At 69.0% G+C, this 23,229-nt stretch carries 19 protein-coding genes; 14 read left to right on the top strand and 5 right to left on the bottom strand.

The features are described 5' to 3' along the window. The first annotated feature begins 58 nt into the window (after window positions 1-58). From B7L05_RS02325 to B7L05_RS02315, 3 genes are all read left to right on the top strand, one after another. Complete coding sequence (locus B7L05_RS02325) at window positions 59-1,546, top strand: circularly permuted type 2 ATP-grasp protein (protein ID WP_085808615.1); 1,488 nt, start codon at window positions 59-61, stop codon at window positions 1,544-1,546. A 25-nt stretch (window positions 1,547-1,571) separates the two neighbouring features. Beyond that, the gene (locus B7L05_RS02320) at window positions 1,572-2,507 is read left to right on the top strand and encodes an alpha-E domain-containing protein (RefSeq protein ID WP_085808614.1); all 936 of its coding nucleotides are present in this window, start codon (window positions 1,572-1,574) and stop codon (window positions 2,505-2,507) included. Between the two features lie 170 nt (window positions 2,508-2,677). Continuing rightward, window positions 2,678-3,475, top strand: coding sequence for a transglutaminase family protein (locus tag B7L05_RS02315; protein ID WP_085808613.1), 798 nt, complete (start codon window positions 2,678-2,680; stop codon window positions 3,473-3,475). A 34-nt stretch (window positions 3,476-3,509) separates the two neighbouring features. On the opposite strand, the gene B7L05_RS02310 is transcribed toward B7L05_RS02315, so the two are convergent. Both B7L05_RS02310 and B7L05_RS02305 read right to left on the bottom strand, forming a co-directional pair. Continuing rightward, the gene (locus tag B7L05_RS02310) at window positions 3,510-4,289 is read right to left on the bottom strand and encodes an arginyltransferase (protein WP_085808612.1); all 780 of its coding nucleotides are present in this window, start codon (window positions 4,287-4,289) and stop codon (window positions 3,510-3,512) included. A gap of 166 nt (window positions 4,290-4,455) precedes the next feature. After that, entirely contained in the window at window positions 4,456-5,700 is a 1,245-nt protein-coding gene (locus tag B7L05_RS02305) for a threonine ammonia-lyase (protein ID WP_085808611.1), read from the bottom strand. 186 nt (window positions 5,701-5,886) lie between these two features. On the opposite strand from B7L05_RS02305, the gene B7L05_RS02300 reads away from it, so the two are divergent. Continuing rightward, complete coding sequence (locus B7L05_RS02300) at window positions 5,887-6,726, top strand: NAD(P)-dependent oxidoreductase (protein ID WP_085808610.1); 840 nt, start codon at window positions 5,887-5,889, stop codon at window positions 6,724-6,726. Next, window positions 6,723-8,447 carry an amidohydrolase gene (locus tag B7L05_RS02295; RefSeq protein ID WP_085808609.1) on the top strand — a complete coding sequence of 575 codons (1,725 nt, stop codon included), beginning with the start codon at window positions 6,723-6,725 and terminating at the stop codon, window positions 8,445-8,447. The genes B7L05_RS02300 and B7L05_RS02295 overlap by 4 nt, the downstream gene beginning before the upstream one ends. A gap of 12 nt (window positions 8,448-8,459) precedes the next feature. On the opposite strand, the gene B7L05_RS02290 is transcribed toward B7L05_RS02295, so the two are convergent. Then, window positions 8,460-9,773, bottom strand: coding sequence for a PAS domain-containing sensor histidine kinase (locus B7L05_RS02290; RefSeq protein WP_085808608.1), 1,314 nt, complete (start codon window positions 9,771-9,773; stop codon window positions 8,460-8,462). A gap of 78 nt (window positions 9,774-9,851) precedes the next feature. Further along, window positions 9,852-11,234, bottom strand: coding sequence for a sigma-54 dependent transcriptional regulator (locus B7L05_RS02285; protein WP_085808607.1), 1,383 nt, complete (start codon window positions 11,232-11,234; stop codon window positions 9,852-9,854). A gap of 195 nt (window positions 11,235-11,429) precedes the next feature. Between B7L05_RS02285 and B7L05_RS02280 the strand changes: the two genes are divergently transcribed. The 3 genes from B7L05_RS02280 to B7L05_RS02270 are packed head-to-tail and all read left to right on the top strand — an operon-like array spanning window position 11,430 to window position 15,954. After that, the gene (locus B7L05_RS02280; protein ID WP_085808606.1) at window positions 11,430-12,752 is read left to right on the top strand and encodes an efflux RND transporter periplasmic adaptor subunit; all 1,323 of its coding nucleotides are present in this window, start codon (window positions 11,430-11,432) and stop codon (window positions 12,750-12,752) included. Next, window positions 12,752-13,432, top strand: a complete 681-nt coding sequence (locus B7L05_RS02275) for an ABC transporter ATP-binding protein (protein ID WP_085808605.1) — start codon at window positions 12,752-12,754, stop codon at window positions 13,430-13,432. The genes B7L05_RS02280 and B7L05_RS02275 overlap by 1 nt, the downstream gene beginning before the upstream one ends. A 26-nt stretch (window positions 13,433-13,458) precedes the next feature. After that, window positions 13,459-15,954 carry an ABC transporter permease gene (locus tag B7L05_RS02270; protein WP_085808604.1) on the top strand — a complete coding sequence of 832 codons (2,496 nt, stop codon included), beginning with the start codon at window positions 13,459-13,461 and terminating at the stop codon, window positions 15,952-15,954. Window positions 15,955-15,988: 34 nt separating this feature from the next. Here B7L05_RS02270 and B7L05_RS02265 read toward each other — a convergent pair whose 3' ends face one another. Continuing rightward, entirely contained in the window at window positions 15,989-16,330 is a 342-nt protein-coding gene (locus tag B7L05_RS02265) for a hypothetical protein (RefSeq protein ID WP_085808603.1), read from the bottom strand. A 125-nt stretch (window positions 16,331-16,455) separates the two neighbouring features. Here B7L05_RS02265 and uvrC point away from each other — a divergent pair, with 125 nt between their 5' ends. From uvrC to B7L05_RS02235, 6 genes are all read left to right on the top strand, one after another. Next, on the top strand, window positions 16,456-18,375 hold the full coding sequence (gene uvrC / locus B7L05_RS02260; RefSeq protein WP_085808602.1) for an excinuclease ABC subunit UvrC: 1,920 nt from the start codon (window positions 16,456-16,458) through the stop codon (window positions 18,373-18,375). A gap of 65 nt (window positions 18,376-18,440) precedes the next feature. Next, window positions 18,441-19,388 carry a polysaccharide deacetylase gene (locus B7L05_RS02255; protein ID WP_085808601.1) on the top strand — a complete coding sequence of 316 codons (948 nt, stop codon included), beginning with the start codon at window positions 18,441-18,443 and terminating at the stop codon, window positions 19,386-19,388. Beyond that, window positions 19,385-20,275, top strand: a complete 891-nt coding sequence (locus tag B7L05_RS02250) for a GNAT family N-acetyltransferase (protein ID WP_256926570.1) — start codon at window positions 19,385-19,387, stop codon at window positions 20,273-20,275. The genes B7L05_RS02255 and B7L05_RS02250 overlap by 4 nt, the downstream gene beginning before the upstream one ends. Window positions 20,276-20,308: 33 nt before the next feature. Beyond that, window positions 20,309-21,040 (top strand): DNA repair protein RecO, encoded by a 732-nt coding sequence (gene recO, locus B7L05_RS02245; protein ID WP_085808600.1) that lies wholly within the window; start codon window positions 20,309-20,311, stop codon window positions 21,038-21,040. 46 nt (window positions 21,041-21,086) lie between these two features. Next, window positions 21,087-22,130 carry a 3-isopropylmalate dehydrogenase gene (leuB, locus tag B7L05_RS02240; RefSeq protein ID WP_085809050.1) on the top strand — a complete coding sequence of 348 codons (1,044 nt, stop codon included), beginning with the start codon at window positions 21,087-21,089 and terminating at the stop codon, window positions 22,128-22,130. Next, the gene (locus B7L05_RS02235) at window positions 22,127-23,227 is read left to right on the top strand and encodes a glycosyltransferase family 2 protein (protein ID WP_085808599.1); all 1,101 of its coding nucleotides are present in this window, start codon (window positions 22,127-22,129) and stop codon (window positions 23,225-23,227) included. The genes leuB and B7L05_RS02235 overlap by 4 nt, the downstream gene beginning before the upstream one ends. The last annotated feature ends 2 nt before the right edge of the window (window positions 23,228-23,229 follow it).

The raw sequence follows: 23,229 nt of genomic DNA, 5'->3' as shown, positions 1-23,229 counted from the left end.
GCCGCAACATTCTCGCGCAGCATGCATCCGAAACGATCCTCCAGGCGTTGGGCGGTGAATGGGGCAGACGGCGTTCGACGAGATTATGGGTGACGGGGGCGACGCACGCCCTGAATTGGCGGACCTGGTCCGCTGGCTCGACGACACTCCATCCGACGATCTTCGCCGCCGGCAGGAAGCCGCCGAGACGACCTTCCGCCAGCTCGGCATCACCTTTGCAGTCTATGGCGACAACGACGCGAGCGAGCGGATCATCCCGTTCGACATCGTGCCGCGCGTGTTTCTGGCCGACGAGTGGACGCGGCTGTCGGCGGGGCTGATCCAGCGTGTCGAGGCGATCAACGCGTTTCTCGACGACATCTATGGCAAGCAGGAGATCCTGAAGGCTGGCGTACTGCCCGAGGAGCTGATCCTCTCCAATCCGCAGTTCCGCCCCGAGATCGTCGGCATCCACCCGCCGCACGGCGTGTGGGCGCATATCTGCGGGATCGATCTGGTGCGCACCGGGCCAAACGACTTCTTCGTGCTGGAGGACAATGCCCGCACGCCGTCGGGTGTCAGCTACATGCTCGAGAACCGCGAGGCGATGGTGCGGCTGTGCCCGGAACTGTTCGAGCAGTTCCGCGTCGCGGCGGTCGACAGCTACCCCGACCGGCTGCTCGAGACGATGCGATCGGTCGCGCCGCGCACCTGCGGGCAGAACCCCAATTGCGTCGTGCTGACGCCGGGCCACTACAACTCGGCCTATTACGAGCACAGCTTCCTCGCCGATTCGATGGGGATCGAACTGGTCGAGGCGGCGGATCTCGTGGTGGACGAGGACGTCGTCTACATGCGCACGATCGCAGGGCGCGTGAAGGTCGACGTGATCTATCGCCGCGTCGACGACGATTTCCTCGATCCGCTGGTGTTCCGCCCTGATTCAATGCTTGGCGTGCCGGGGCTGATCGCCGCCTATGCCGCCGGCAACGTCGCGATCATGAACGCGCCGGGCAACGGCATCGCCGACGACAAAGCGATCTACAGCTATATGCCCGAGATCGTCCGCTTCTATTCGGGCAAGGACGCGGCGCTCCCTAACGTCGAGACGTTCCGTTGCCGCGAGTCTGAAGCGCTGCGCTACACGCTCGATCACCTTGATGAGCTGGTCGTCAAGCTGGTCGACGGATCGGGCGGGTATGGGATGCTCGTCGGGCCGACCGCGTCGAAGGCGGAGATCGCGGCGTTCCGCGAGGCGCTGGTGGCCGAGCCGCACCGCTACATCGCCCAGCCGACGCTGGCGCTGTCGACCGTACCGACGCTCGCCGATCAGGGGCTTAGCCCGCGCCACGTCGATTTCCGCCCGTTCGTGCTGACGGGATCGAAAGGCGTGCAGGTGGTGCCCGGCGGGCTAACGCGCGTCGCGCTGAAGGAGGGGTCGTTGGTGGTGAATTCGTCGCAGGGCGGCGGCACCAAAGACAGTTTCGTGCTGCTCGACGGCGGGCGGCGCCCGGTCCAGTCGCAGGTGATGATGGGCGGCAGCATGGTGCAGGAGCAGTCGCTGTGAGCCGGGCGATGAGGAGCACCGGCCGATGCTGAGCCGGACCGCGTCGTCGCTCTACTGGCTAGGCCGCTACGTCGAGCGCGCCGATTTCATTGCGCGGCTGGTGGAGGCGACGGTGCGCCTCGACGTGCTGTCGCCGCGGCCCGCGGGCGAGGCGGCGTGGCAATCGGCGCTGGTGGTGACCGAGACTGCCGAAGCGTTCAAGGCGAGCGGCGCGAGCCTGACGCGCGAGGCGGTGGCGCGGTTTCTGACGAGTGACACGTCGCATCCCGGATCGATCGTTCGCTGCCTCGACATGGCGCGGATGAACGCCAAGGCGGTACGCACTGCACTGACGCGCGAGGCGTGGTCGGCGATCAACGGCGCGTGGCTGGTATTCGACAAGCGGATGAGTCGGCTCGATTCGGATCGCACGCTGGCGCTGGTCGATGCGGTGAAGGCCGAGACGCGCGGGTTCGAGGGCGCGATCCACCGCATGCTGCGCAACCAGACGACGCTGTTCCTGCGACTGGGGCAGGCGACCGAGCGCGTCGACGACACTGCACGGCTGCTCGACGTCAAATACCATATCCTGCTGCCCGAGGATCAAAGCGTCGGCGGGACGGTGGACCGCGACCAGTGGACGACGATCCTCCAGACGGTGTCGGCGGTGACGGCGTATCGCTGGCTCTACAATGACGGGCTGGTGCCCGCGAACGTCATCGACCTGCTGCTGTCGCGCGCCGAGTTGCCGCGCAGCATCGCAGCGGCGATCGAGGAGACGGTGGACGTGCTGACCGCGCTGGCGAAGCGGACGGGGACGCATGGCGAGGCGGGGCGGATGGCGCGCGCGCGGCACGCGCGGATGACCAAGACGCGCACCGGCGACGTGATCGTCTCCGGCCTGCACCAGCACCTCCAGGCGCTGATCGCGGAGAATGACGAGCTGCACAGCGCGATCGCGCGTCAGTTCAAGTTCCACTGAGTGCGCGCCGCGGTGCCAATCCGCGCCGAGACAGGCGGCATCCGGCGCTGCGATCGCGGGTGTCAGCCGCGCGCGAGCGGCGGACCGGGCGGCAGGAGGGTCGGAACAGGTACGATGTAGCGGCGGCAGCGGCGCCGCGTGTTTCGCGCTGCAAAGGAATAGGGGGCCTTATGCGACTGTCGATCGAGCACCGTACCCGCTATCGCTTCACGACGCCGCAGGCGCGGATCGTCCAGCTGCTGCGGATGACGCCGGAGAATACCTACGATCAGACCGTGGCGGCGTGGCATATCGAGATCGACTGCGATGCGCGTATGACGAGCCACCGCGACGGGTTCGGCAATCACACGACGATGCTGTACTGCGAAGGGCCGCTCGAGGACATCGAGCTGACGGTGACCGGCGAGGTGGTGACGAGCAGTTCGGGCGGGGTGCTGCACGGCAGCCACGAGACGCTGCCCCCCGCGGTGTTCCGGCGTACGACGCCGACGACAAGCGCCGACGCCGCGGTCGAAGCTTTCGCGCGCGACCTTGCCGGCGGTGCGGATCGCGCAGCGCTGACGCGGCTCAACGCCGCCATCGGGAAACGCTTCACGCTCGACGCTGCGCGCCCGACGCCGGGCCTGAGCGTTGCGGAGGCGTTCGCGCGATCGGCGTTGACGGCGCGCGACATGGCGCAGCTGTTCGTCGCGGGCGCGCGATGTGTGGGCGCGCCGGCGCGCTACGTCTCGGGTTATTGCGACCTGGCCGGCGATCACCGCCCAACGCCGCACGGCTGGGCGGAGGCGTGGATCGCGGGCGACGGGTGGATCGGCTTCGATCCGATGCTGGGCACACTGACAGACCAGCATCACGTACGCGTCGCGGCGGCGCTCGACGCGGTCGGCGCGGCGCCGATCGCGGGGTCACGGCTGGGCGAGGGCGTCGAGGCGCTCGACGTCGACGTGACGGTGCAGGCCGAGGGATGAACCGGCTGACCGCAGCCGGCCGGTCCGGCGGCGGCTACGCTAGCGCCCGCGCGCGCGTGTCGGCGCCGGTCGCGAGGTCCTCGTCCGCCATCCGCATCCATCCGCGCGGGCCGAGCATCTCGATCGGGCGGTAGCGCACCTTGTACGCCATCCGCGCCGAGCCCTTTACCCAATAGCCGAGATAGACGTAGCCGAGCCCCGCGGCCCGCGCGCGCAGGATGTGATCGAGGATGATGAGGCTGCCGAGCCCCGGCCGGCTGGCGATCTCGGGATCGAAGAAGCTGTAGATCATCGACAGCCCGTCGGCCTGCCGATCGGTGAGGCAGGCGCCGACGAGCCGGCCCTGGCGGCCGTCGACGCCGGGTTCGCGATACTCGACGATCACCGAATTGACCGGCGACTGTTCGACCATGTCGGCGTAATCCTGCTCGTCCATCCCGGCCATGCCGCCGCCCGGATGGCGGTGCGCGAGATAACGGCGGAGCAGCTGGAACTGCTCGTCGGTCGCCCACGGACGGCAGGCGGTGACTTCGAGATCGGCGTTGCGGCGGATGAGTTTGCGCTGCGTCGCATTGGCGGAAAAATCGTGCGTGACGACGCGCACCGAGACGCAGGCGGTGCACCCCGCGCACGACGGGCGATAGGCGACGCCCTGGCTGCGGCGAAAGCCGATCCGGCCAAGCGCGTCGTTGAGCTCGGCGGCGTGCGGGCCGGTGAGTTCGGTGAAGACCTTCCGCTCCTGCCGCCCGGGCAGATACGGGCATGGCGCGGGGCTGGTGACGAAGAAACGGGGGAAACGGAAAGGCGCGGTCACCGGCGTGGGATCTCCATGCAACGTGTCGCTGCACGTGCTGTAACGCCGCTATGAATCGCCGGATGCCTTCGGGGAAGTCGCGAGATCATCAATAAAAGGTTAACGCCGCGGTAGGAAACTTTCCAGCCCGGCGAACCGCCCCGTTCTGGGGCAGAGGACGGCCGCGTCAGGCAAGTTCGATCAGCTTCACCTCATAGGCCGCAGTCTCGAGCGCGGTGAGCAGGCGATCGAGGTGCGCGCGATCGCGCGTCTCACACTCGACGTCGAGGCTCAGCCCCTTGGCGGGCAGGTTGGTGAAGATGCGCTGGTGGGCGAGTTCGAGGATGTTGACGCGTTCCTGATCGAAGATCCGCGCCACGTTGTAGAGCGCGCCGGGCTGATCCTGCAGCCGGATCCGCAGCCGGGCGAGCCGCCCCGATCGCGCGAGATCGCGCAGCAGGACGTTGGCGAGCAGCCGCGTATCGATGTTGCCGCCGCACAGCACGACACCGACCGTCTTGCCGGCGAAGCGTTCCTTGTTGGCGAGCATCGCGGCGAGCCCGGCAGCACCGGCGCCCTCGACGACGGTCTTCTCGATCTGCAGCAGTAGGCTGACCGCCTCCTCTAGGCTGCGTTCGGAGACAAGCACGATATCGTCCACCAGCGCCTCGACCATGCGCGAGGTGACCACGCCGGGCTCTTTGACGGCGATGCCCTCGGCCAGCGTATCGCCGGCGCATGGCATGTCGGTGCCGCGCACGCGGTTATACATCGAGGGGAACAGCTCCGCCTCTACCCCGACGATCTCGATCGGATGATCGGCGGCGCGCGCGACCGTCGCCATGCCTGAGATCAGCCCGCCGCCGCCGATCGGCACGACGAGCATGTCGATACCCGGCACGTCCTCGAGCATCTCGATCGCGACGGTGCCCTGACCGGCGATGACGCGCACGTCGTCGAACGGGTGGACGAAGGTGTAGCCGCGCTCCGCCTCGAGCACACGGGCGTGAGCATAAGCGGCGTCGAACGTATTGCCGTGCAGCACCACCGTCGCGCCGTGCCCTTCAGTCTGCACGACCTTCACCGTCGGCGTGTTGGTTGGCATCACGATCGTCGCTGGCACGCCGAGGCGATTGGCGTGATAGGCGAGCCCCTGCGCGTGGTTGCCCGCCGAGGCGGCGATTACGCCGCGCGCCTTCGCCTCGTCGCTTAGCTGCAGCAGCGTGTTGAGCGCGCCGCGCTCCTTATAGGCGGCGGTGAACTGGAGGTTCTCGAACTTGAGGTAGATCGTCGCGCCGGTGAGCGCGGATAGCGTGCGGCTAATCAGCGTCGGCGTGCGGACGATCGAATCGCGGATGCGTGCGTGCGCCGCTCGCACGTCATCGATGGTGACGATTTGGGTAGGAGTCGTCGGTTTCGCCGCAGTCGCCATCGCTTCACATCCCAGCCGCCCGGCTCGCCGCCCGTCACGTGGCCGATCTTCCTGTCGCTCCAGCGAGGAGAGGGCCCGGCGGCGACGAGGCGCGGCCCGAACGGGTTCCTGATTGATCCCAAGTTCGCGCCCGCGCCTCTAGGATCATCTGGCGCGGCGTGCAAACAGCGCCTATCCGCCACAGCCATGAAGATCGCTTTCATCGGCACCGGCGTGATGGGTGCCCCGATGGCGGGGCATCTCGCCCGCGCCGGCCACGACGTTACCGTCTACAATCGAACACGCGCCAAGGCGGAGGCGACGGGGCTCGCGGTCGCCGTGACGCCGGCCGAGGCGGCGACGGGCGCCGACGCGGTGGTGACATGCGTCGGCAACGACGACGATCTAGCGGCGGTGACGCTGGGCGCCGACGGCGCGTTCGGCGCGATGCGCGACGACGCGGTGTTCATCGACCATACGACGGTGTCTGCGGCGATCGCGCGGCAATTGGCCGAGGCGCGCGCGCTGGTGGTCGACGCGCCGGTGTCAGGCGGGCAGGCGGGTGCGGAGAAGGGCCAGCTGTCGATCATGTGCGGCGGTAGCGACGCGGCAATGGCCAAGGCGCGGCCGGTGATGGATGCCTATGCCGCGCGCATCGTCCATGTCGGTGCGGCGGGGGCGGGGCAGCAGACCAAGATGGTCAACCAGATCTGCATTGCGGGTGTGCTACAGGGCCTGTCGGAGGCGGTCCGCTTCGCGCAGGCGAGCGCACTCGACCTGGACGCGGTGTTCGAGGCGATCTCGGGCGGCGCGGCGCAGAGCTGGCAGATGGTGAACCGCTGGCCGACGATGACGAAGGATCAATTCGACTTCGGCTTCGCAATCGACTGGATGCGCAAGGATCTGGGGCTGGCGCTCGACGAGGCGAAGCGCAACGGCGCGGTGCTGCCGGTCGCCGCGCTGGTCGATCAATTCTATGCCGAGGTGCAGAAGATGGGTGGCGGACGACAGGATACGAGCGCGCTGGTGCGCAGGTTGCCGCGATGAGGCGCGCCCTTGCTGCCGCGCTGATAGTCGCTGCCGTGCCCGCGGGCGCGGACGGGATCGTCGACAACGTCAACGGCATCGCGCCGACCGCGGACGGGCGCGTCGTGCGCTTCAAGGCGGTGCTGATCGATAAGGATGGGCGCGTCACGCGGCTGGTGCCGCCGGGCGAGGCGCCGCCTAAGCTCAGCCGCAAGGAGCTGAAGAAGAACGCCGGCAAGCCGCTGTACGACTGGCGCGTCGACATGGGCGGCAAGACGCTGCTGCCTGGCTTCATCGACGCGCACGGGCATGTGATGGGGCTAGGCTTCGGCGTACTCTCGCTCGACCTGTCGATGACCAAGTCGTTGGGCGAGGCAAAGAGCCGGATCGCGGCGTACATCGCCGCCAATCCCGATCGCAAGTGGATTCAGGGACGCGGCTGGAACCAGGAGGCGTGGGGACTGGGGCGCTTCCCGACCGCCGCCGACCTCGACGACGTGGCGCAGGGACATGCGATCTGGCTCGAGCGCGCGGACGGCCACGCCGGCTGGGCGAACAGCGTGGCGATGCGCGACGCCGGGGTGACGGCCAGCACGGCGGCGCCGGCCGGCGGGCGGATCGAGACGAGAGGCGGCGCACCGTCGGGCGTGTTCGTCGACGCGGCGATGCAGCTGATCGAGAAGGCGCTGCCGCAGCCGCTGCCCAAGGAGCGCGACGCGGCGTTCCTTGAGGCACAGCGCGTGCTGCTGTCGAACGGCGTCACCGCGGTGGCGGACATGGGAACGACGCTCGACGACTGGCTGAGCTATCGCCGGATGGGCGACATCAACGCGCTGCGCGTGCGCATCATGAGCTACGCCGCTGGGACGGAGACGGCTAGCCGCGTCGGCGGCAAAGGGCCGACGCCGTGGCTTTACGCCGATCGGCTGCGGATGGGCGGCGTCAAGATCTACGTCGACGGCGCGTTGGGATCACGCGGCGCGGCGCTCAAGGCACCCTACGCCGATGCGCCGGGCGAGAAGGGGCTCGCGTTCGTCACCGACACGCAGCTGCAGAATCAGATGAGCCGCGCGGCAATGGACAATTTCCAGCTTGCGGTGCACGCGATCGGCGACCGCGCCAATGCGCAGACGCTGGACGCGATCCAGGTGCTCAGCGAGACCTATACCGGCGATCGGCGCTGGCGGATCGAGCATGCGCAGGTGGTCGATCCCGCCGATCTCAAGAGCTTCGGAAAGTTCGGCACGATCGCCTCGATGCAGCCGACGCACGCCACGGGTGACCGAACGATGGCCGAGGCGCGGCTGGGGCCGGCGCGGCTGGCGGGCGCTTATGCGTGGCGATCGATGCTGGCGAATGGTAGCCGGCTTGCGTTCGGATCGGACTTCCCGGTCGAGAAGCCCGACCCCTGGGCCGGCTGGGCGGCGGGCTATACCCGGCAGGATGCCGAGGGGCAGCCGGCGGGCGGCTGGCGGCCCGAGGAAGCGGTGACGCGCGAGCAGGCGTGGTGGGCGTTCACCGGCGGCGCGGCCTATGCTGGGTTCGCCGAGAAACAGTTCGGCAACCTAGCGCCGGGGCAGAAAGCGGACTTCATCATCGTCGATCGCGATCCGCTGGCGGGCGATGCCGCGGCGCTGCGCGCGACGCGCGTCGAGCAGACGTGGATCGGCGGCGAGAAGGCGTGGTCGCGCGGCGGCGAAGCAGCTAGCGGGCCAGCGAGCGGGACGCCGCCGCGGCGCTAGTGCGCACTGCGACTAGAGCAGCAGCCGGAAAAGCGCGCCGCCGAGCGGGCTGTCGGCGACGTCGAGCGTGCCGCCGTGCGCGACCGCGATCTGCCGCGCTAGGTTGAGTCCGACGCCGGTCCCTTCTGCGCGCGTGGTGAAGAACGGCAGAAACACCTCCTGCCGTAACTTGTCGGGGACGCCGGGGCCGTTGTCCTCGACGGTAATTGCGATACCGTCCGCCGTTCGCTCGATCGCGAGCCGGATCTCGGGATCCGCGGCGTGCGCGGTCGCGGCCTGTGCGGCGTTGCGCAGCAAATTGAGCAGTAGCTGCGAGAGGAGTGCGCGATCGCCGTCGATCGTCGTGTCGGCGCAGGCGGCGTGCAGCGTTACCGCGGGCCATTCGGCGCGGAACAGCCGCTCGTGCTCGTCGGCGAAGGCGCGTGCGGCGAAGCGCTGGCGCACGACGCGTGGCTCGCGCGCCACCGCGCGATAGCTGTCGATAAAGTGCCGCAGCCCCTCGGTCCGGCGAGCGAGCGCGCGCGTCGCCTCGCGCGCGTCGGCGATGCGCGGATCGCCGCCCTCGACCTCGCCGAGCAGCGCGGCGGTGGTCTGTGCGAGCGACATGACGGGGGTGAGCGAGTTGAGGATCTCGTGTGTCAGGACGCGGACGATGTCGGTCTGCGCTGCCATCTCTACCGCGTCGAGCGTGCCCTGCATCGGCTGGACGACGACCGCGCTCGTCTGCCGCCCGAGTCGGTTCAATGCGGCGTGACGGACGAGCGTGCGCTTGGCGCGCCCGTCGAGGTTGAGGATCAGCATTTCCTCGTCGCCGCGCGGCTCGGCGAGGCGCTGCGCGAAGGTCGCGCCGTAGGTGGCGTAATCGTCGGGCCGGACGCCGGCGTGACGCGAGAAGAGGCGGCGCGCGGCCTTGTTGCCGGGTTCGACGCGGCCGGCGTCGACGGTGAGCAGCGCGACGGGCATGTCGTCGATCAGCGCCTCGTAGTAGCGCAGCTCGGCGTCGGTCTGCCCGCGCTGCTCGCGCAGGCGGCGGATCGTCTCGTTGAGCGCGGTGCCGAGTGCGCGAAACCCGGCGCCGCCTTTCTCCGGAAAATGCGCCGCGAAATCGCCAATGCGTAGCGCCTCGAGGAAGCGGGCGAGCGCGAGGTTGGTGCGCTCGACGTGATACCACAGGGCGAGCGCGGCGACGCCGGCGATGCCGACCGCGACGAGGCGGACCATAACGAACGACGGGGTGCGGAACGCCCAGACGACCATCATCAGCGCGAGCACCAGCAGCGCCACGCGGAAGACGAGGCCGAGCGTGAAGCGGCCGTCAAAGCCCATGCGGGCGTTCCGATCGGTCGCGCGTCGCGACGCTGCCGCGTAGCCCGGGGCGGCGGCGGATAAGGCGTGACCTGTGCTTCACAGGCCGTGCTTCTCCATGCGGCGGTAGAGCGCGGCGCGCGACAGGCCGAGTTCACCGGCGGCGAGCGTGATGTTGTAGCCGTGCTTGCGCAGCGCTTCCTCGACCAGCCGGCGCTCGACGCGGTCGAGATTGAGATCGTCGTTCGCCGCCGACGCCGGCGCCGGGGCGGCCGTGGCGGCGCGCGGGGCGGGCGCGTCGAGGCCGAAATCGGCTATCTCGAGAACGGGGTCGGTCGAGAGGATGACGGCGCGTTCGATCGCGTGGCGCAGCGCGCGCACGTTGCCCGGCCAATCGTGCCGCGCAAGCGCGCCGCGCGCGGCGGCGCTGAGCGTCGGGCGCGGGCGATTGTAGCGCGCGGCATAGTGATCGAGGAAATGGTCAGCGAGCTCGCCCACATCCTCCGGCCGCTCGGCAAGCGACGGGAGCGCGATCTCAACGGTGTTTAGGCGATAGAGCAGGTCCTGGCGGAACACGCGCTCGTCGGTCAGGCGATCGCGCGTCATGTTGGTCGCTGCGATGACGCGGATGTCGACCTTTATCGGCTTGTTCGCACCGACGGGGGTGATCTGGCGCTGCTCGAGCGCGGTGAGCAATTTGGGCTGAAGGTGCAGCGGCAGATTGCCGATCTCGTCGAGGAACAGCGTGCCGCCGTCCGCCTCCTGGATGCGGCCGACACGATCGCTGCGCGCATCGGTGAACGCGCCCTTGACGTGGCCGAACAGCTCGCTGTCGATCAGCTCGGCCGCGATCGCGCCGAGATCGACCGTCTGCAGCACGCGGCCGGCGCGCAGCGAGCGCGCGTGAAGATCGCGCGCGACGAGTTCCTTGCCGGTCCCGTTCTCGCCCAGCACGAGCACGTTGGCGTCGGTCGGTGCGGCGCGTTCGATCAGCGAGTGGACGCGCGCCATCGCGGGCGAGCGGCCGAGCAGGGGGGATTGCGGCGCCTTGGACGGGCTGGTGGGCGGCGGCGCACCGGCGGCGACGCGCGAGCGGCGCAGCGCGGCGGCGGTGCGCACGGTGGCGAGCAGCCGCTCGTTCGACCACGGCTTGGGCACGAAATCGGTCGCGCCGCGCTTCATCGCCTCGACCGCGACATGGACACCGGCATGCGCGGTGATCATCACGACGACGATCTCGGGATCGAGCGCGACGAGCTGATCGAGCCAGGCGAGCCCTTCGCGCGCATCGGTGGCGCCACGCGCGAAATTGGCGTCGAGCAACACGACGTCGGGCACCTGCCGGCGGATCGCGGGCAGCGCCTCGGCGGGGGAGCCGGCGGTGACGATCTCGCGGAACAGCGGCCGCAGCAGCAGGCGCGCCGCGAGCAGGATATCGTCGTCGTCGTCGACGATCACGCAGCGATCGTATTCCGGCCCCATTGCGTCCGCTCCCGTACAGCCTGTGGTCGGCAGCGGACAATCAATTGTTGTGCCACTTGCGCAACGGTGTCGCTGCGCTGAGGCGCGGGGCAATTGGCACGCGCGATGCAACAAGCCCGGCATGATCCGCGTTCATGCCGCCCCTGACCCGCTCAACCGTCCGGAACCGGACACCGCCGCCGTCCGGAAGCGGACATGAGCGTCGTGCGGCTTCCCAAGGATCGCGCGGAGGGCGCAGCGGTCTCCGGCAGTGGGATGGACCGCGTGATCGAGCGTCGCCGCCTTCCCAAGGCTGCGGTGATCGGCGGGATCGTCGCGGCGTTGGTCGTGGCGGCGGCGCTGTTCTGGTGGTTCGCGCCGCGTGCGGGCACGCAGAGCGTCGCCGCCGACCGGCTGTCGATCGCGACCGTCACCCGCGGCACGTTCGACGATTACATTCCGCTGCGCACGCGCGTCGAGCCGCTGCTAACGGTCTATATCGACGCGATCGAGGGCGGGCGCGTTGAGGAAGTGCTGGTCGAGGACGGCGCGACGCTGGCGAAGGGACAGCCGATCGCGGTGCTCTCCAACGCCGAGCTGCAGCTGTCGACACTGGCGCGGCAGACCGAGGTCGAGCAGCAGATCAACAACATGCGTAGCCAGGAGCTGGCGCTGGCGCAGACGCGCGTCGCGAACCAGCGCAACGTGCTCGAGGCCGAGCTCGCGATGATCAAGACGCGGCGGCAGTATGAGCGCGAGGCGCCGCTGGCGCAGCGCGGCTTCGTCGCGGGGCGGCAGTTCGCCGACACCACCGATCAGCTGCGCTACGAGCAGCGCCGCGTCTCCGTGCTGCGGCAGGGCCAGTCGACCGACGATCGGCTACTGCGCAGCCAGCTGGCGCAGCAGCGCGCGTCGACCGCGATCCTGCAATCGGGGCTCGAGCTCGCGCGCGCCAATCTCGACGCGCTGAAGCTGCGGGCGCCGGTTGCGGGGCAATTGTCCGGCTTCTCGATCCAGGTCGGCCAATCGATGCAGCGCGGCGAGCGGATCGGGCAGATCGACTCGCCCGGACGCAACAAGCTGCGCGCAGGGGTCGACGAATATTACCTCGGCCGTGTCGCGGTGGGCCAGCGCGCGACGATCGAGGCGGGTACTGGCCGGCAGCAGGCGCGCGTCACCAAAATCTTCCCGCAGGTGCAGAACGGGCAGTTCCAGATCGAGCTACAGTTCCTGGGCACCGAGCCCGCCGGGCTGCAGCGCGGGCAGACGGTGCAGGCGCGGCTGACGCTGGGCGATCCGACGCCGGCGGTGCTGCTGCCCAACGGCGCCTTCTACAACGACACGGGCGGCGCGTGGGTCTTCGTCGTCGCCCCTGACGGGGCGCGCGCGGTGAAACGCCCGGTACGGCTCGGCCGCCGCAACACCGACACGATCGAAGTGCTCGACGGGCTCACCGCGGGCGAGCGCGTGATCACCTCCCCCTATACCGGGTTCGCCGACAAGGACGCGCTCGATCTCACCCAAGGAAAGGATAACTGATGCTTCGCATGCGGGACGTGGCGCGGCTGTACCGCACCGACAGCGTCGAGACGGTGGCGCTCGACGGGATCGACCTCGACATCGCGTCGGGCGAGTTCGTCGCGATCATGGGGCCGTCGGGCTGCGGCAAGTCGACGCTGCTCAACGTCGTCGGCATGCTCGATAGCCCGACGAGCGGATCGTATGTGTTCGACGGCACCGAAGTCGCCGGGCTGGCGGAGGGCAAGCTCGCCGATTTCCGCAAGGAGAACATCGGCTTCATCTTCCAGAGCTTCAATCTGGTCGACGAGCTGTCGGTGCGCGACAACATCGAGCTCGCGTTGCTCTATCACGACGTGCCCGCCGCCGAGCGGCGGCAGCGCACCGACGAGGTGATGGACCGCGTCGGCATCGCGCATCGCGCGCGGCATCGGCCGAGCCAGCTGTCGGGCGGGCAGCAGCAGCGCGTCGCGGTGGCGCGCGCGCTGGTCGCCAAGCCGAAGCTGATCCTCGCCGACGAGCCGACCGGCAACCTCGACACCAATCACGGTGAGGAGGTGATGCGCATGCTCCAGGGGCTGAACGGCGAAGGGGCGACGATCGTGATGGTCACGCACTCGCCCGCGCACGCCGATTACGCCAGCCGCGTCGTCAACATGCTCGACGGCCGGATCTTGCAGGAACGCCGCCGCGCGGCCTGATCGCGGCATCAGGGGAGGATGACGCCATGTGGCGCAATTATTTCACCGTCGCGTTCCGGGCATTGGCCAAGAACCGCACTTACTCGCTGATCAACCTGCTGGGCCTCGCGATCGGCATGGCGGCGTGCCTGCTGATCCTGGTGTTCATCCGCTACGAGACGAGTTTCGACCGCTGGGTGCCCGACGGCGAGAACACCTATCAGTTCCAGACGTGGTTTCCCAAGCCGCGCGACGGCAATCCGTTCTTCATGCAGATGGCGAGCTACGTCACCGAAGAGCGGCTGAAGAAGGATTTCCCGCAGATCGAGAAGACCGTCTACGTGCTCGGCGGTAGCCCGACGATCAGCAAGGACGGGCAGGTGACGACGGCGAAGGACTATCTCGTTGTCAACGGCGATTTGCTCGGCGTATTCGATCTCCCGGTGCTGCGCGGATCGAAATCCGCACTCAACGCGCCCGACACCGCGGTGCTGACGCAGTCCGAGGCAGTGCGGCAGTTCGGCACCGACGACGTCGTCGGCCGCACGATCAGCCTGATCCAAAAGGGCAAGACGTACGATTACCGCATCAACGCGGTGCTCGCCGATCTGCCCAAGAACTCGCACATGAAGCTCAATGCCGTGGTGCGGCGCGACTTCCCGTCCTATTTCGCGCAGGAGCCCGATTTCCTCACCTGCTGGGGCTGCCAGTCGGGCTGGGTCTACGCCAAGCTGAAGCCGGGCACTGACGTCGCGACGATCAACGCGCAGATGCCGGCGTGGGAGAAGCGCAACATCCCCGACGAGAATTTCGGCGGCACGCGCTACAACGCCGGCGACGAGACCGACTGGCGTTTCGTGCCGCTCGCCGACATCCATCTCGGCAAGGCGCAGGGCGGCGCGATGACGCCGGGCAACGATCGTGCGACGATCGCGACCTTCGCGATCATCGCGGCGCTGATCCTGGGCATGGCGGTGGTGAACTTCACCAATCTGGCGACGGCGCGCGCGGGGCAGCGTGCACGCGAAGTGGCGCTGCGCAAAGTGCTCGGCGCCACGCGCCGCCAGCTGATCGGCCAATTCGTCGGCGAATCTTTGCTCGTTGCCGCGATCGCGGTCGTCATTGCGCTCGCGCTCGCGGAGCTGCTGGTGCGGCCGTTCGGCGCGTTGCTCGATGCCGGTCTCACCTTCAACTACATCGGCGCGGGCGGGATGCTGTTGCCGGCGATCGCGCTCATGTTGATCGTCGGCGTGCTCGGCGGGCTCTACCCTGCATTCTTCCTGTCGCGCTTCCAGCCGGCGAGCGTGCTCAAGGCGAACAAGTCGTCCGCCGAGACGCCGGGCACGGGGCGGCTGCGCAGCGTGCTGGTGGTGGCGCAGTTCGCGATCTCGATCGGGCTGATCATCTGCACCGCCATCGTCTTCGGCCAGACGGTCTACGCGCGCTCGGTCGATCCGGGGTACAAGCGCGATCACGTGCTGCAGCTCGACGGGCTGAGCCGGTATCAGCTGATCGGCCGCGGCGAGCAGATGGTCGAGCAGATGAAGCGCATTCCGGGCGTCGTCGCGGTCGGCCGCACCGACATCGGCGTTGCGACGCAGAATTCGAGCAACTCTGGCGTGCTGGTGCCGGGCAATCCGCAGTCGATCACGCTCGGCCGCTATCGTGTCGACCAGGGCTTCAAGGATGCGATGGGGCTGCAACTGGTGGCGGGCCGCTGGTTCGATCCGGCGCGGCCGATGGACGACCAGACGCTGTCGTTCCCCGAGAAGCCCGAGGAGGTACGTGCGCTGGTCGCGCGCGGCGCCAACATCGTGATCAACGAATATGCCGCGCGGAAGCTCGGCGCGAAGAGCGCGCAGGACGCGGTGGGCAAGACGCTGCGCACCGGGCTAGGCGCCGAGAATGGCGAAATGACGCTGACCGTCGTTGGCGTCGTCAAGGATTCGCGCTTCCGGTCGGTGCGCGAGCCGCTCGATCCGATCATGTTCTTGGGCACGCGCGAGGGTACGACCAACATGGTGATCCGCTACAACGGTGATCCAGCGCAGGTGCGCGCGGCGGCGGAGCGGGTCTGGAAGCAGACCGCGCCGGACGTGCCGTTCGAGGCGGAGTTCAGCGAAGCGATCATCGAGGACCTGTACAAGTCCGAGGATGCGCGCGCGAAGATCTTCGCGGGCTTCGCGGGGCTGGCGGTAATCATCGCGTGCCTCGGGCTGTTCGGGCTGGCGGCATTCACCGCAGAGCGGCGGACCAAGGAGATCGGCATCCGCAAGGTGCTGGGCGCGCGCACGCAAGATATCGTGCGGCTGCTGGTGTGGCAGTTCAGCCGCCCGGTGCTGATCGCCAACATCATCGCCTGGCCGATCGCCTGGTGGGTGATGCGCGACTGGCTGAACGGGTTCGACACGCGCATGGCGCTTGGGCCGACGCCGTTCCTGCTGGCGGGGGCGCTGGCACTGGCGATCGCGGTGGCGACGATCGCGGGCCACGCGTGGCGCGTCGCGCGTGCCAATCCGATCAAGGCGTTGCGCTACGAATAGCGCGGCAGTGGCGGCGGCGCCCGCCGGCCCGGGTTCAGTCGGGCTGGCTGCGCACGCCGCCGCGATCGGCGGCGAAGCCCGGCGCCGGGCCGGTGGCGGGGCGCAGCGCCTCGCGATCGGCGGCCGAGACCGGGGCGGTGGGATCGGGCCGGAAGTGATCGGGCGCGCGGCTATCCGGCCCCGGATGGCGATCGCCCTCGAGATCGGGCGCGGCGTGGCCGTCACGCGCGGCGAAGAAGCGATCGAACAACCCGAAATGGATCGCGCTCGCGAGGCCGGTCGCGACCGCGCCGATTGCAGTGGCGGCGCCAATCGCGAGGGTGCGGTTGGAACGATCGGCCTTGAAGCGGCCGTGGCTGTCGCGTTTGCTGGTCATGCCGCCCCAACGGGTTACGGGCGATGCGCGTTCCCCGCGACATGGCGTTCAAGTTGGCGTTGAAGCTGCAAGATCGTGGGAGAGGGGTGGCCTGCACGAGGGCGAGTCCCTAGATTCCGCGCACGATGCAAGGTTCCTACGGCCCGCCCGACCGGTTCAACGAAGAGAAAGCCACCTACGCGATCCGTGGCAGCGACACGCCCGATCTGGAGGCGGGCGTCGCCGCGATCCGCAATGTCGTAAAGACGCTGCCGCTGAAGCCCGGCGTCTACCGCATGCAGGATGCGAAGGGCGACGTGCTGTACGTCGGCAAGGCGCGCGCGCTGAAGAATCGCGTCTCCAACTACACGCAGATCAAGAACCTGACCAAGCGGCTCCAGCGGATGGTGTCGCAGACGCGATCGATGACGATCGTGACGACCAACAACGAAGCCGAAGCGCTGCTGCTCGAAGCGCAACTGATCAAGCGCTATCGCCCGCCGTACAACGTGCTGCTGCGCGACGACAAAAGCTTCCCGTTCATCCTGCTGCGCGCCGATCACGAGTTTCCGCGCATCCAGAAGCATCGCGGGGCACGGCGTGCCAAAGGCGATTACTACGGCCCGTTCGCGAGCGCGGGCAGCGTCAACAACACGCTCAACGCGCTGCAGAAGTTGTTCCTTCTGCGCAGCTGCACCGACGGCTTCTTCAAGACGCGCGACCGGCCGTGCCTGCTGTACCAGATCAAGCGCTGTTCCGCGCCGTGCGTCGGGCGGATCGACAAGCCGGGCTATGAGGAGCTGATCGGCGACGCGAAGAAATTTCTCGCCGGCAAGACCACCGACGTGCAGGCGAAGCTCGGCGCGCAGATGCAGGCGGCGTCGGAGGCGATGGATTTCGAGCAGGCGGCGGTCGTGCGCGACCGGCTGCGCGCGCTGACGTTTATCCAGGGCACGCAATTCATCAACGCGGAAGGGGTGGGCGACGCCGATATCTTCGCGCTCGCCTGCCTCGAAGGGGTGATTGGCATCCAGGCGTTCTTTATCCGCGGCGGGCAGAATTGGGGGCACCGCGGCTTCTTCCCGACGCACACCGCCGAGGTGAGCGAGGCGGAGGTGATGACGCAGTTCCTGATGCAATTCTACGAGGAGGTGCCGCCTGCCCGGACGGTGCTGGTCGATCGCGCGCTGCCCGATGTTGAGGTGCTGACGGAGGCACTGGGGAGCATCGCCGGACGCAAGGTGGCGATCGAGGTGCCGCAGCGCGGCACGCGCAAGCGGCTGATGGAACAGGCGTGCCGCAACGCCAAGGAGGCGCTCGAGCGCCGGCTGGCGGAATCGACGACGCAGGCGAAGCTCAACCGCGAGGTGGCCGATCTGTTCGAGCTCGCCGAGCCGCCGCAGCGGATCGAGGTGTACGACAACAGCCACATCCAGGGCACCAACGCGGTCGGCGCGATGGTGGTCGCGGGGCCGGAGGGCTTCCGCAAGGGGCAGTATCGCAAGTTCAACATCAAGCAGGCGGCGACCGACGATGATTTCGCGATGATGCGCGAAGTGCTGCGGCGGCGCTTCGCGCGCGCGATTGAGGAGGATCCTGACCGCGACGGCGATACCTGGCCCGATTTGGTTCTGCTTGACGGCGGACGCGGGCAGCTCAACGCCGCGAAGGCGGTGCTGGAGGATCTGGGGATCGAGGACGTGTGCCTCGTCGGCGTCGCCAAAGGGCCGCACCACGGCCGCGAGGGGCGCGAGGTGTTCCACCTGATGGATGGGCGCGAGCTGACGCTGCCGGTCAATTCGCCCGTGCTCTTCTACCTCCAGCGGCTGCGCGACGAGGTGCATCGTTTCGTCATCGGCGCGCACCGCGAGAAGCGCGCAAAGGCGATCGGCGCGAGCCCGCTCGACGAAGTGCCGGGCATCGGCCCGGCGCGCAAGAAGGCGCTGCTGATGCATTTCGGCACCGCGCGCGCGGTGCGTAACGCGAGCCTTGCCGATCTGCAGAAGGCGCCCGGGGTGAGCGCCGGCGTGGCGCAGCAGGTGTACGACTTTTACCACGCGCGCTGACACTTAACGCACAGGACGCACGCGCCTTTGCCGTTTGTTCACCCTGCCGGCCTAGGCACGGGCGCATGCACGTGTTCCTCACCATCGATACCGAGCTTGCATGGCGGCACCATGCCGCTGGGCTGGACGCGGCGACGGTGGAGGCGCGATCGATCGAGCCGGGCGGGGTGGGGCTCGCGTGGCAGCTTGATTGCCTTGCACGGTACGGGCTGAAGGCGACCTTCTTCGTCGATCCGATGCCGGCGCGGGTCTACGGGATCGCGCCGTTCGAGCGGATCGTCGCCGCGGTGCTGTCGGCGGGGCAGGAGGTGCAATTGCACTGCCACCCGAACTGGGTCGGCGCGTCGCTCGACGATCGCGCGGCGCACGGCTCGTTCGAGATGATCGACCTGTCGGCGAACGCGCAGCGCGAGATGCTGGCCGAGGCGGCGGCGCTGCTGGTGAATGCGGGGGCGCCGGCGCCAATCGCGTTTCGCAGCGGCAGCTACTCGGCGAACGACGACACGCTGGCTGCGCTGGCGGCGAACGGCATCACGTATGATTCGAGCCACAATGGCGCGCATCATCCTTGGCCGAGCGCGATCGGGCTGCCGCCGTCGCGCATCGCGCCCGTCGTGCGCAACGGCGTGATTGAGGTGCCGGTGACGGTGATCGAGGACCGGCCGGGTACGTGGCGCAACTTCCAGATCTGCGCGCTGTCTGCCGACGAGATGCGCGCGGCAATCGACCATGGGATCGCGCACGGGCATGTCGCGACGACGATCGTCGGGCATAGTTTCGAGCTGGCGACGCGCGCCGGCGTTGCCGCGAATCGTGTCCACGTGCCGCGCTTCGAAGCGCTGTGCGCGCTGCTTGCGACACGGCGCGACGTGGCGCCGACCGCGCATTTCGCCGACCGGCCGCCGCTGCCGCTCGATCGCGACGATCGTCCGCTGCCTGCAAGCGCCTGGCGGCGGGGCAAGCGGCAGGCGGCGCAATTGTGGTCCAACCTCGTCGCGGAACGCGCGGCGTGAGCGCCGGCGCGCTGCGGCTGCAGATCGGCGCGCGAACGATCGCCTCGATCCCTCGGCGGCTGCGGCGCATCGGGCTGTCGCTCGACGAGGCGCTGGCGTGCTCGGCGCCCGCGCTGCCACCGCTAACGTCGGGTGAGGATGGGTATCTGGTGACGTCGCTGCCCGAGACCGCAGCGATCGATTGGCGGGGCGTGCGGTTCGAGCGCCAGCGCTATACGCGCTACTATGTCGATCTCGTGGCGGGGGAGGCGGCGTGGCGCGCCGGATTGTCGGGACAGACGCGCTCGACGCTGAAACGCAAAGCGCGCAAGCTGGCGGCGGAGAGCGGCGGCACGCTCGACGTGCGGCGTTATCGCACCCCGGCCGAACTCGGCGACTTCCACCCGATCGCGCGCGCGCTGGCGGAGAAGACCTATCAGGAGCGGCTGATGGGCGCCGGGCTACCGGGCGACGCGAGCGCGGTGCAGCGGATGATCGCGCAAGCGGGCGAGGATCAGGTGCGCGCTTGGCTGCTCTACGTACGGGGCGAACCGGCGGCGTATCTGTGGTGCGGCGCGGACGGCGAGACGCTGCGTTACGATTACGTCGGGCACGATCCGGCGCTCGCGGCGCTGTCGCCGGGCAGCGTGCTGATGGAAGCGGCGCTGCGCGATCTGTTCGCCGATCGCTTCGTGCGGTTCGACTTTACCGAAGGGGAAGGGCAGCACAAGCGCGGCATGGCGAGCGCGGGGGTGGCGTGCCACGACCTGCTGCTGCTGCGCCCGACGCTCGCCAATCTCGCGGCGGTGTCACTGGTCGGCGGGTTTGACGCGGCAATGCGCGTCGCCAAGCGCGCCGCGGCCGCACCGGCCTTGCAGGGCATCGCCAAGCGCGTGCGGCGGGCCTGACGCGCCGCGCTGCCATCGTGTAGACCGGCGGCGATGCACCTTGCCGCGCCCGCCATCGTTCTCGCCATCCGGCCGCACGGCGAACACGGCGCGATCGTCCGCGCGCTGACGCCCGACGACGGGGTGCGATCGGGCTATGTGCGCGGCGGGCGATCGCGCTCACTGCGGCCGATCTTACAGCCCGGCAACGCCATACTCGGCGACTGGCGTGCGCGGACCGACGACCAGCTGCCCGCGCTGACGGTGGAGTTGGTGCACAGCCGCGCGGGGCTGCACGGCGAGCCGCTGCCCGCGGCGGTGATATCGTGGGTCGCGGCGCTGACGGCGGCCGCGCTGCCTGAGGCGCAGCCGTACCCGCGGCTCTACGCCGCACTCTCCGCGGTGCTCGACGCAGTCGAGGCGGCGCCGGCGGCGCGCGACTGGGCAGGGGCGCTGGCAAGGTACGAGCTGCTGGTTCTGGCGGAGCTCGGCTTCGGCCTCGCGCTCGATCGCTGTGTGGTGACGGGCGCGCGCGAGGACATCGCCTATGTCAGCCCGAAGAGCGGCGGGGCGGTGAGCCGCGCGGCGGCGGCGGGCTACGAGGACCGGCTGCTGCCGCTGCCGCCGTTCCTTCTCGCCGGCGGCGATCCCGATTGGCCCGACGTGTTCGCCGCGCTGGCGATCACCGAACGGTTCCTGGCGCGCGACGTTTTGGTCGATCGTCGTGCCGAGACGCTGGCGGCGCGCGAGCGGCTGATCGATCGCCTCAAGAGAGCGGTTGCGTGAGGCTGTGGGGGGCGGCAAGAGGCGCGCGCCCCTGACGGAGTTCCCCATGACCCTGATCGCGATCCTGCCCGGCGACGGCATCGGCCCCGAAGTGACGCGCGAGGCGCGCTTGGTGCTCGAGGTGCTCGATCTGGGTCTCGCGTTCGAGGAGGCGGCGGTCGGCGGGGCGGCGTATCACGCGGGCGGCCACCCGCTGCCGCCCGCGACGCTTGATCTGGCGCGGCGAGCCGAAGCGATCCTGTTCGGCGCGGTCGGCGATCCGACGTGCGACGCGCTTGACCGCCATCTGCGCCCCGAGCAGGCGATCCTTGGACTGCGCAAGGAGCTGACGCTATTTGCCAACCTGCGCCCGGCGAAGCTGTTCGCGGGGCTGGAGGATGCCTCCGCACTGCGCCCCGAAGTGGCGCGCGCGATCGACCTGCTGATCGTGCGCGAGCTGAATGGCGACGTCTATTTCGGCGAGAAAGGGATGCGCACGACGCCCGCAGGGCTGCGCGAGGGCTATGACGTGATGAGCTACGACGAGGGCGAGGTGCGGCGCATCGCGATCGCCGGGTTCGAGGCGGCGCGGCGGCGGCGCGGCAAGCTGTGCTCGGTCGACAAGGCCAATGTGCTCGAAACGTCGCAGCTGTGGCGCGACGTAATGATCGAGACCGCGGCGGATTATGCCGACGTCGCGCTCACCCACCTCTACGTCGACAATGCGGCGATGCAGCTGGTGCGCGATCCGGGCCAGTTCGACGTCATCGTGACGGGCAATCTGTTCGGTGACATCCTGTCCGATCAGGCATCGATGTGCGTCGGATCGATCGGGCTGCTGCCGTCCGCGTCGCTCGATGCGGCGGGTAAGGGATTGTACGAGCCTATCCACGGCTCCGCGCCCGATATCGCCGGGCAGGGTCGTGCCAATCCATGCGCCGCGATCCTTTCCGCCGCGATGCTGCTGCGCCACTCGCTGGGGCTGGCCGAGCCCGCCGATCGGATCGAGGCGGCGGTGGCGACAGCGCTCGCCGCCGGACACCGCACCGCCGACCTTGGCGGTACCGCGTCGACGCAGGCGATGGGCGAGGCGGTGCGCGCGGCGCTATGAGCGACCTGCTCGATCTCGCGGTCGTCATCCCGACGTTCAACGAGAAGGGCAACGTGCCGGTACTGATCGCGCGGCTCGACCAGGCGCTCGCCGGCGTCAACTGGGAAGCGATTTTCGTCGACGACGACAGCCCTGACGGCACCGCCGACGCGGCGCGCGACATCGCGCGGCTTGATCGCCGCGTGCGGGTGATCCAGCGAATCGGGCGGCGCGGGCTGGCGACCGCGTGCATCGAGGGGATGTGCGCGACCGCGGCGCCGCTCGTCGCGGTGATCGACGGCGACCTGCAGCACGACGAAACGGTGCTGCCTGCGATGCTGGCGGCGCTCAAGGCCGATCCGGCGCTCGATATTGCGGTTGGATCGCGCTTCGTCGCGGGCGGCGGAACGGGCGAGTGGGACCGCGACCGGGTGGCCAAATCGGCGTTCGCGACGCGTCTGTCGCAGCGCGTGCTCGACGTCGGGCTGAGCGATCCGATGAGCGGGTTCTTCATGGTGCGCACCGCGGTGCTGCGCGAAATGGCGCCGCGGCTGGCGGGGATCGGGTTCAAGATCCTGCTCGACATCATGGCGTCGGCGGGGCGCCCGCTGCGCTTCGTCGAGCTGCCCTATGTGTTCCGGACGCGCAGCGCGGGCGAGTCGAAGCTCGATCACGTCGTGGCGATGGAATATCTGATCGCGCTGTACGACCGCCGGTTCGGTCGGATCATCCCGGTGCGCTTCGCGATGTTCTCCGCGATCGGCGTGATTGGCGTCGGCATCCACATGGGGGTGCTGACGGCGCTGTACGTCGTGCTCGGCGCGTCCTTCCTCCTTGGCCAGATCGTCGCGACGGCGGCGGCGATGACGTTCAACTTCTTCCTCAACAACGCGCTGACGTATCGCGACCGGCGGCTGCGCGGCTGGCGGCAGATGCTCGACGGCTGGGTATCGTTCTGCGTCGTCTGCTCGGTCGGCGCGGTGGCGAACGTCGGCGTCGCGGCGTTCCTGTACGACTTCCACTATGGCGCCTGGGCGATCTCGGCACTTGCCGGGGTGCTGGTGGGAGCGGTGTGGAATTACGCACTGTCGTCACGCTTCACCTGGGGCCGCTACTGAGA

The organism is Sphingomonas sp. TZW2008 (assembly GCF_002117915.1).
Classification (GTDB): Bacteria; Pseudomonadota; Alphaproteobacteria; order Sphingomonadales; family Sphingomonadaceae; genus Sphingomonas.
Note: the sequence above shows the minus strand (reverse complement) of the source record. Positions and strands in the feature narration are given on the sequence as shown.

Coding starts and splice junctions, on each gene's coding strand:
- B7L05_RS02325 (WP_085808615.1), top strand. CDS start 59: ATGGGGCAGACGGCGTTCGACGAGATTATGGGTGACGGGGGCGACGCA.
- B7L05_RS02320 (WP_085808614.1), top strand. CDS start 1,572: ATGCTGAGCCGGACCGCGTCGTCGCTCTACTGGCTAGGCCGCTACGTC.
- B7L05_RS02315 (WP_085808613.1), top strand. CDS start 2,678: ATGCGACTGTCGATCGAGCACCGTACCCGCTATCGCTTCACGACGCCG.
- B7L05_RS02305 (WP_085808611.1), bottom strand. CDS start 5,700: ATGGCGACTGCGGCGAAACCGACGACTCCTACCCAAATCGTCACCATC.
- B7L05_RS02300 (WP_085808610.1), top strand. CDS start 5,887: ATGAAGATCGCTTTCATCGGCACCGGCGTGATGGGTGCCCCGATGGCG.
- B7L05_RS02295 (WP_085808609.1), top strand. CDS start 6,723: ATGAGGCGCGCCCTTGCTGCCGCGCTGATAGTCGCTGCCGTGCCCGCG.
- B7L05_RS02290 (WP_085808608.1), bottom strand. CDS start 9,773: ATGGGCTTTGACGGCCGCTTCACGCTCGGCCTCGTCTTCCGCGTGGCG.
- B7L05_RS02285 (WP_085808607.1), bottom strand. CDS start 11,234: ATGGGGCCGGAATACGATCGCTGCGTGATCGTCGACGACGACGACGAT.
- B7L05_RS02280 (WP_085808606.1), top strand. CDS start 11,430: ATGAGCGTCGTGCGGCTTCCCAAGGATCGCGCGGAGGGCGCAGCGGTC.
- B7L05_RS02275 (WP_085808605.1), top strand. CDS start 12,752: ATGCTTCGCATGCGGGACGTGGCGCGGCTGTACCGCACCGACAGCGTC.
- B7L05_RS02270 (WP_085808604.1), top strand. CDS start 13,459: ATGTGGCGCAATTATTTCACCGTCGCGTTCCGGGCATTGGCCAAGAAC.
- B7L05_RS02265 (WP_085808603.1), bottom strand. CDS start 16,330: ATGACCAGCAAACGCGACAGCCACGGCCGCTTCAAGGCCGATCGTTCC.
- uvrC (WP_085808602.1), top strand. CDS start 16,456: ATGCAAGGTTCCTACGGCCCGCCCGACCGGTTCAACGAAGAGAAAGCC.
- B7L05_RS02255 (WP_085808601.1), top strand. CDS start 18,441: ATGCACGTGTTCCTCACCATCGATACCGAGCTTGCATGGCGGCACCAT.
- recO (WP_085808600.1), top strand. CDS start 20,309: ATGCACCTTGCCGCGCCCGCCATCGTTCTCGCCATCCGGCCGCACGGC.
- leuB (WP_085809050.1), top strand. CDS start 21,087: ATGACCCTGATCGCGATCCTGCCCGGCGACGGCATCGGCCCCGAAGTG.
- B7L05_RS02235 (WP_085808599.1), top strand. CDS start 22,127: ATGAGCGACCTGCTCGATCTCGCGGTCGTCATCCCGACGTTCAACGAG.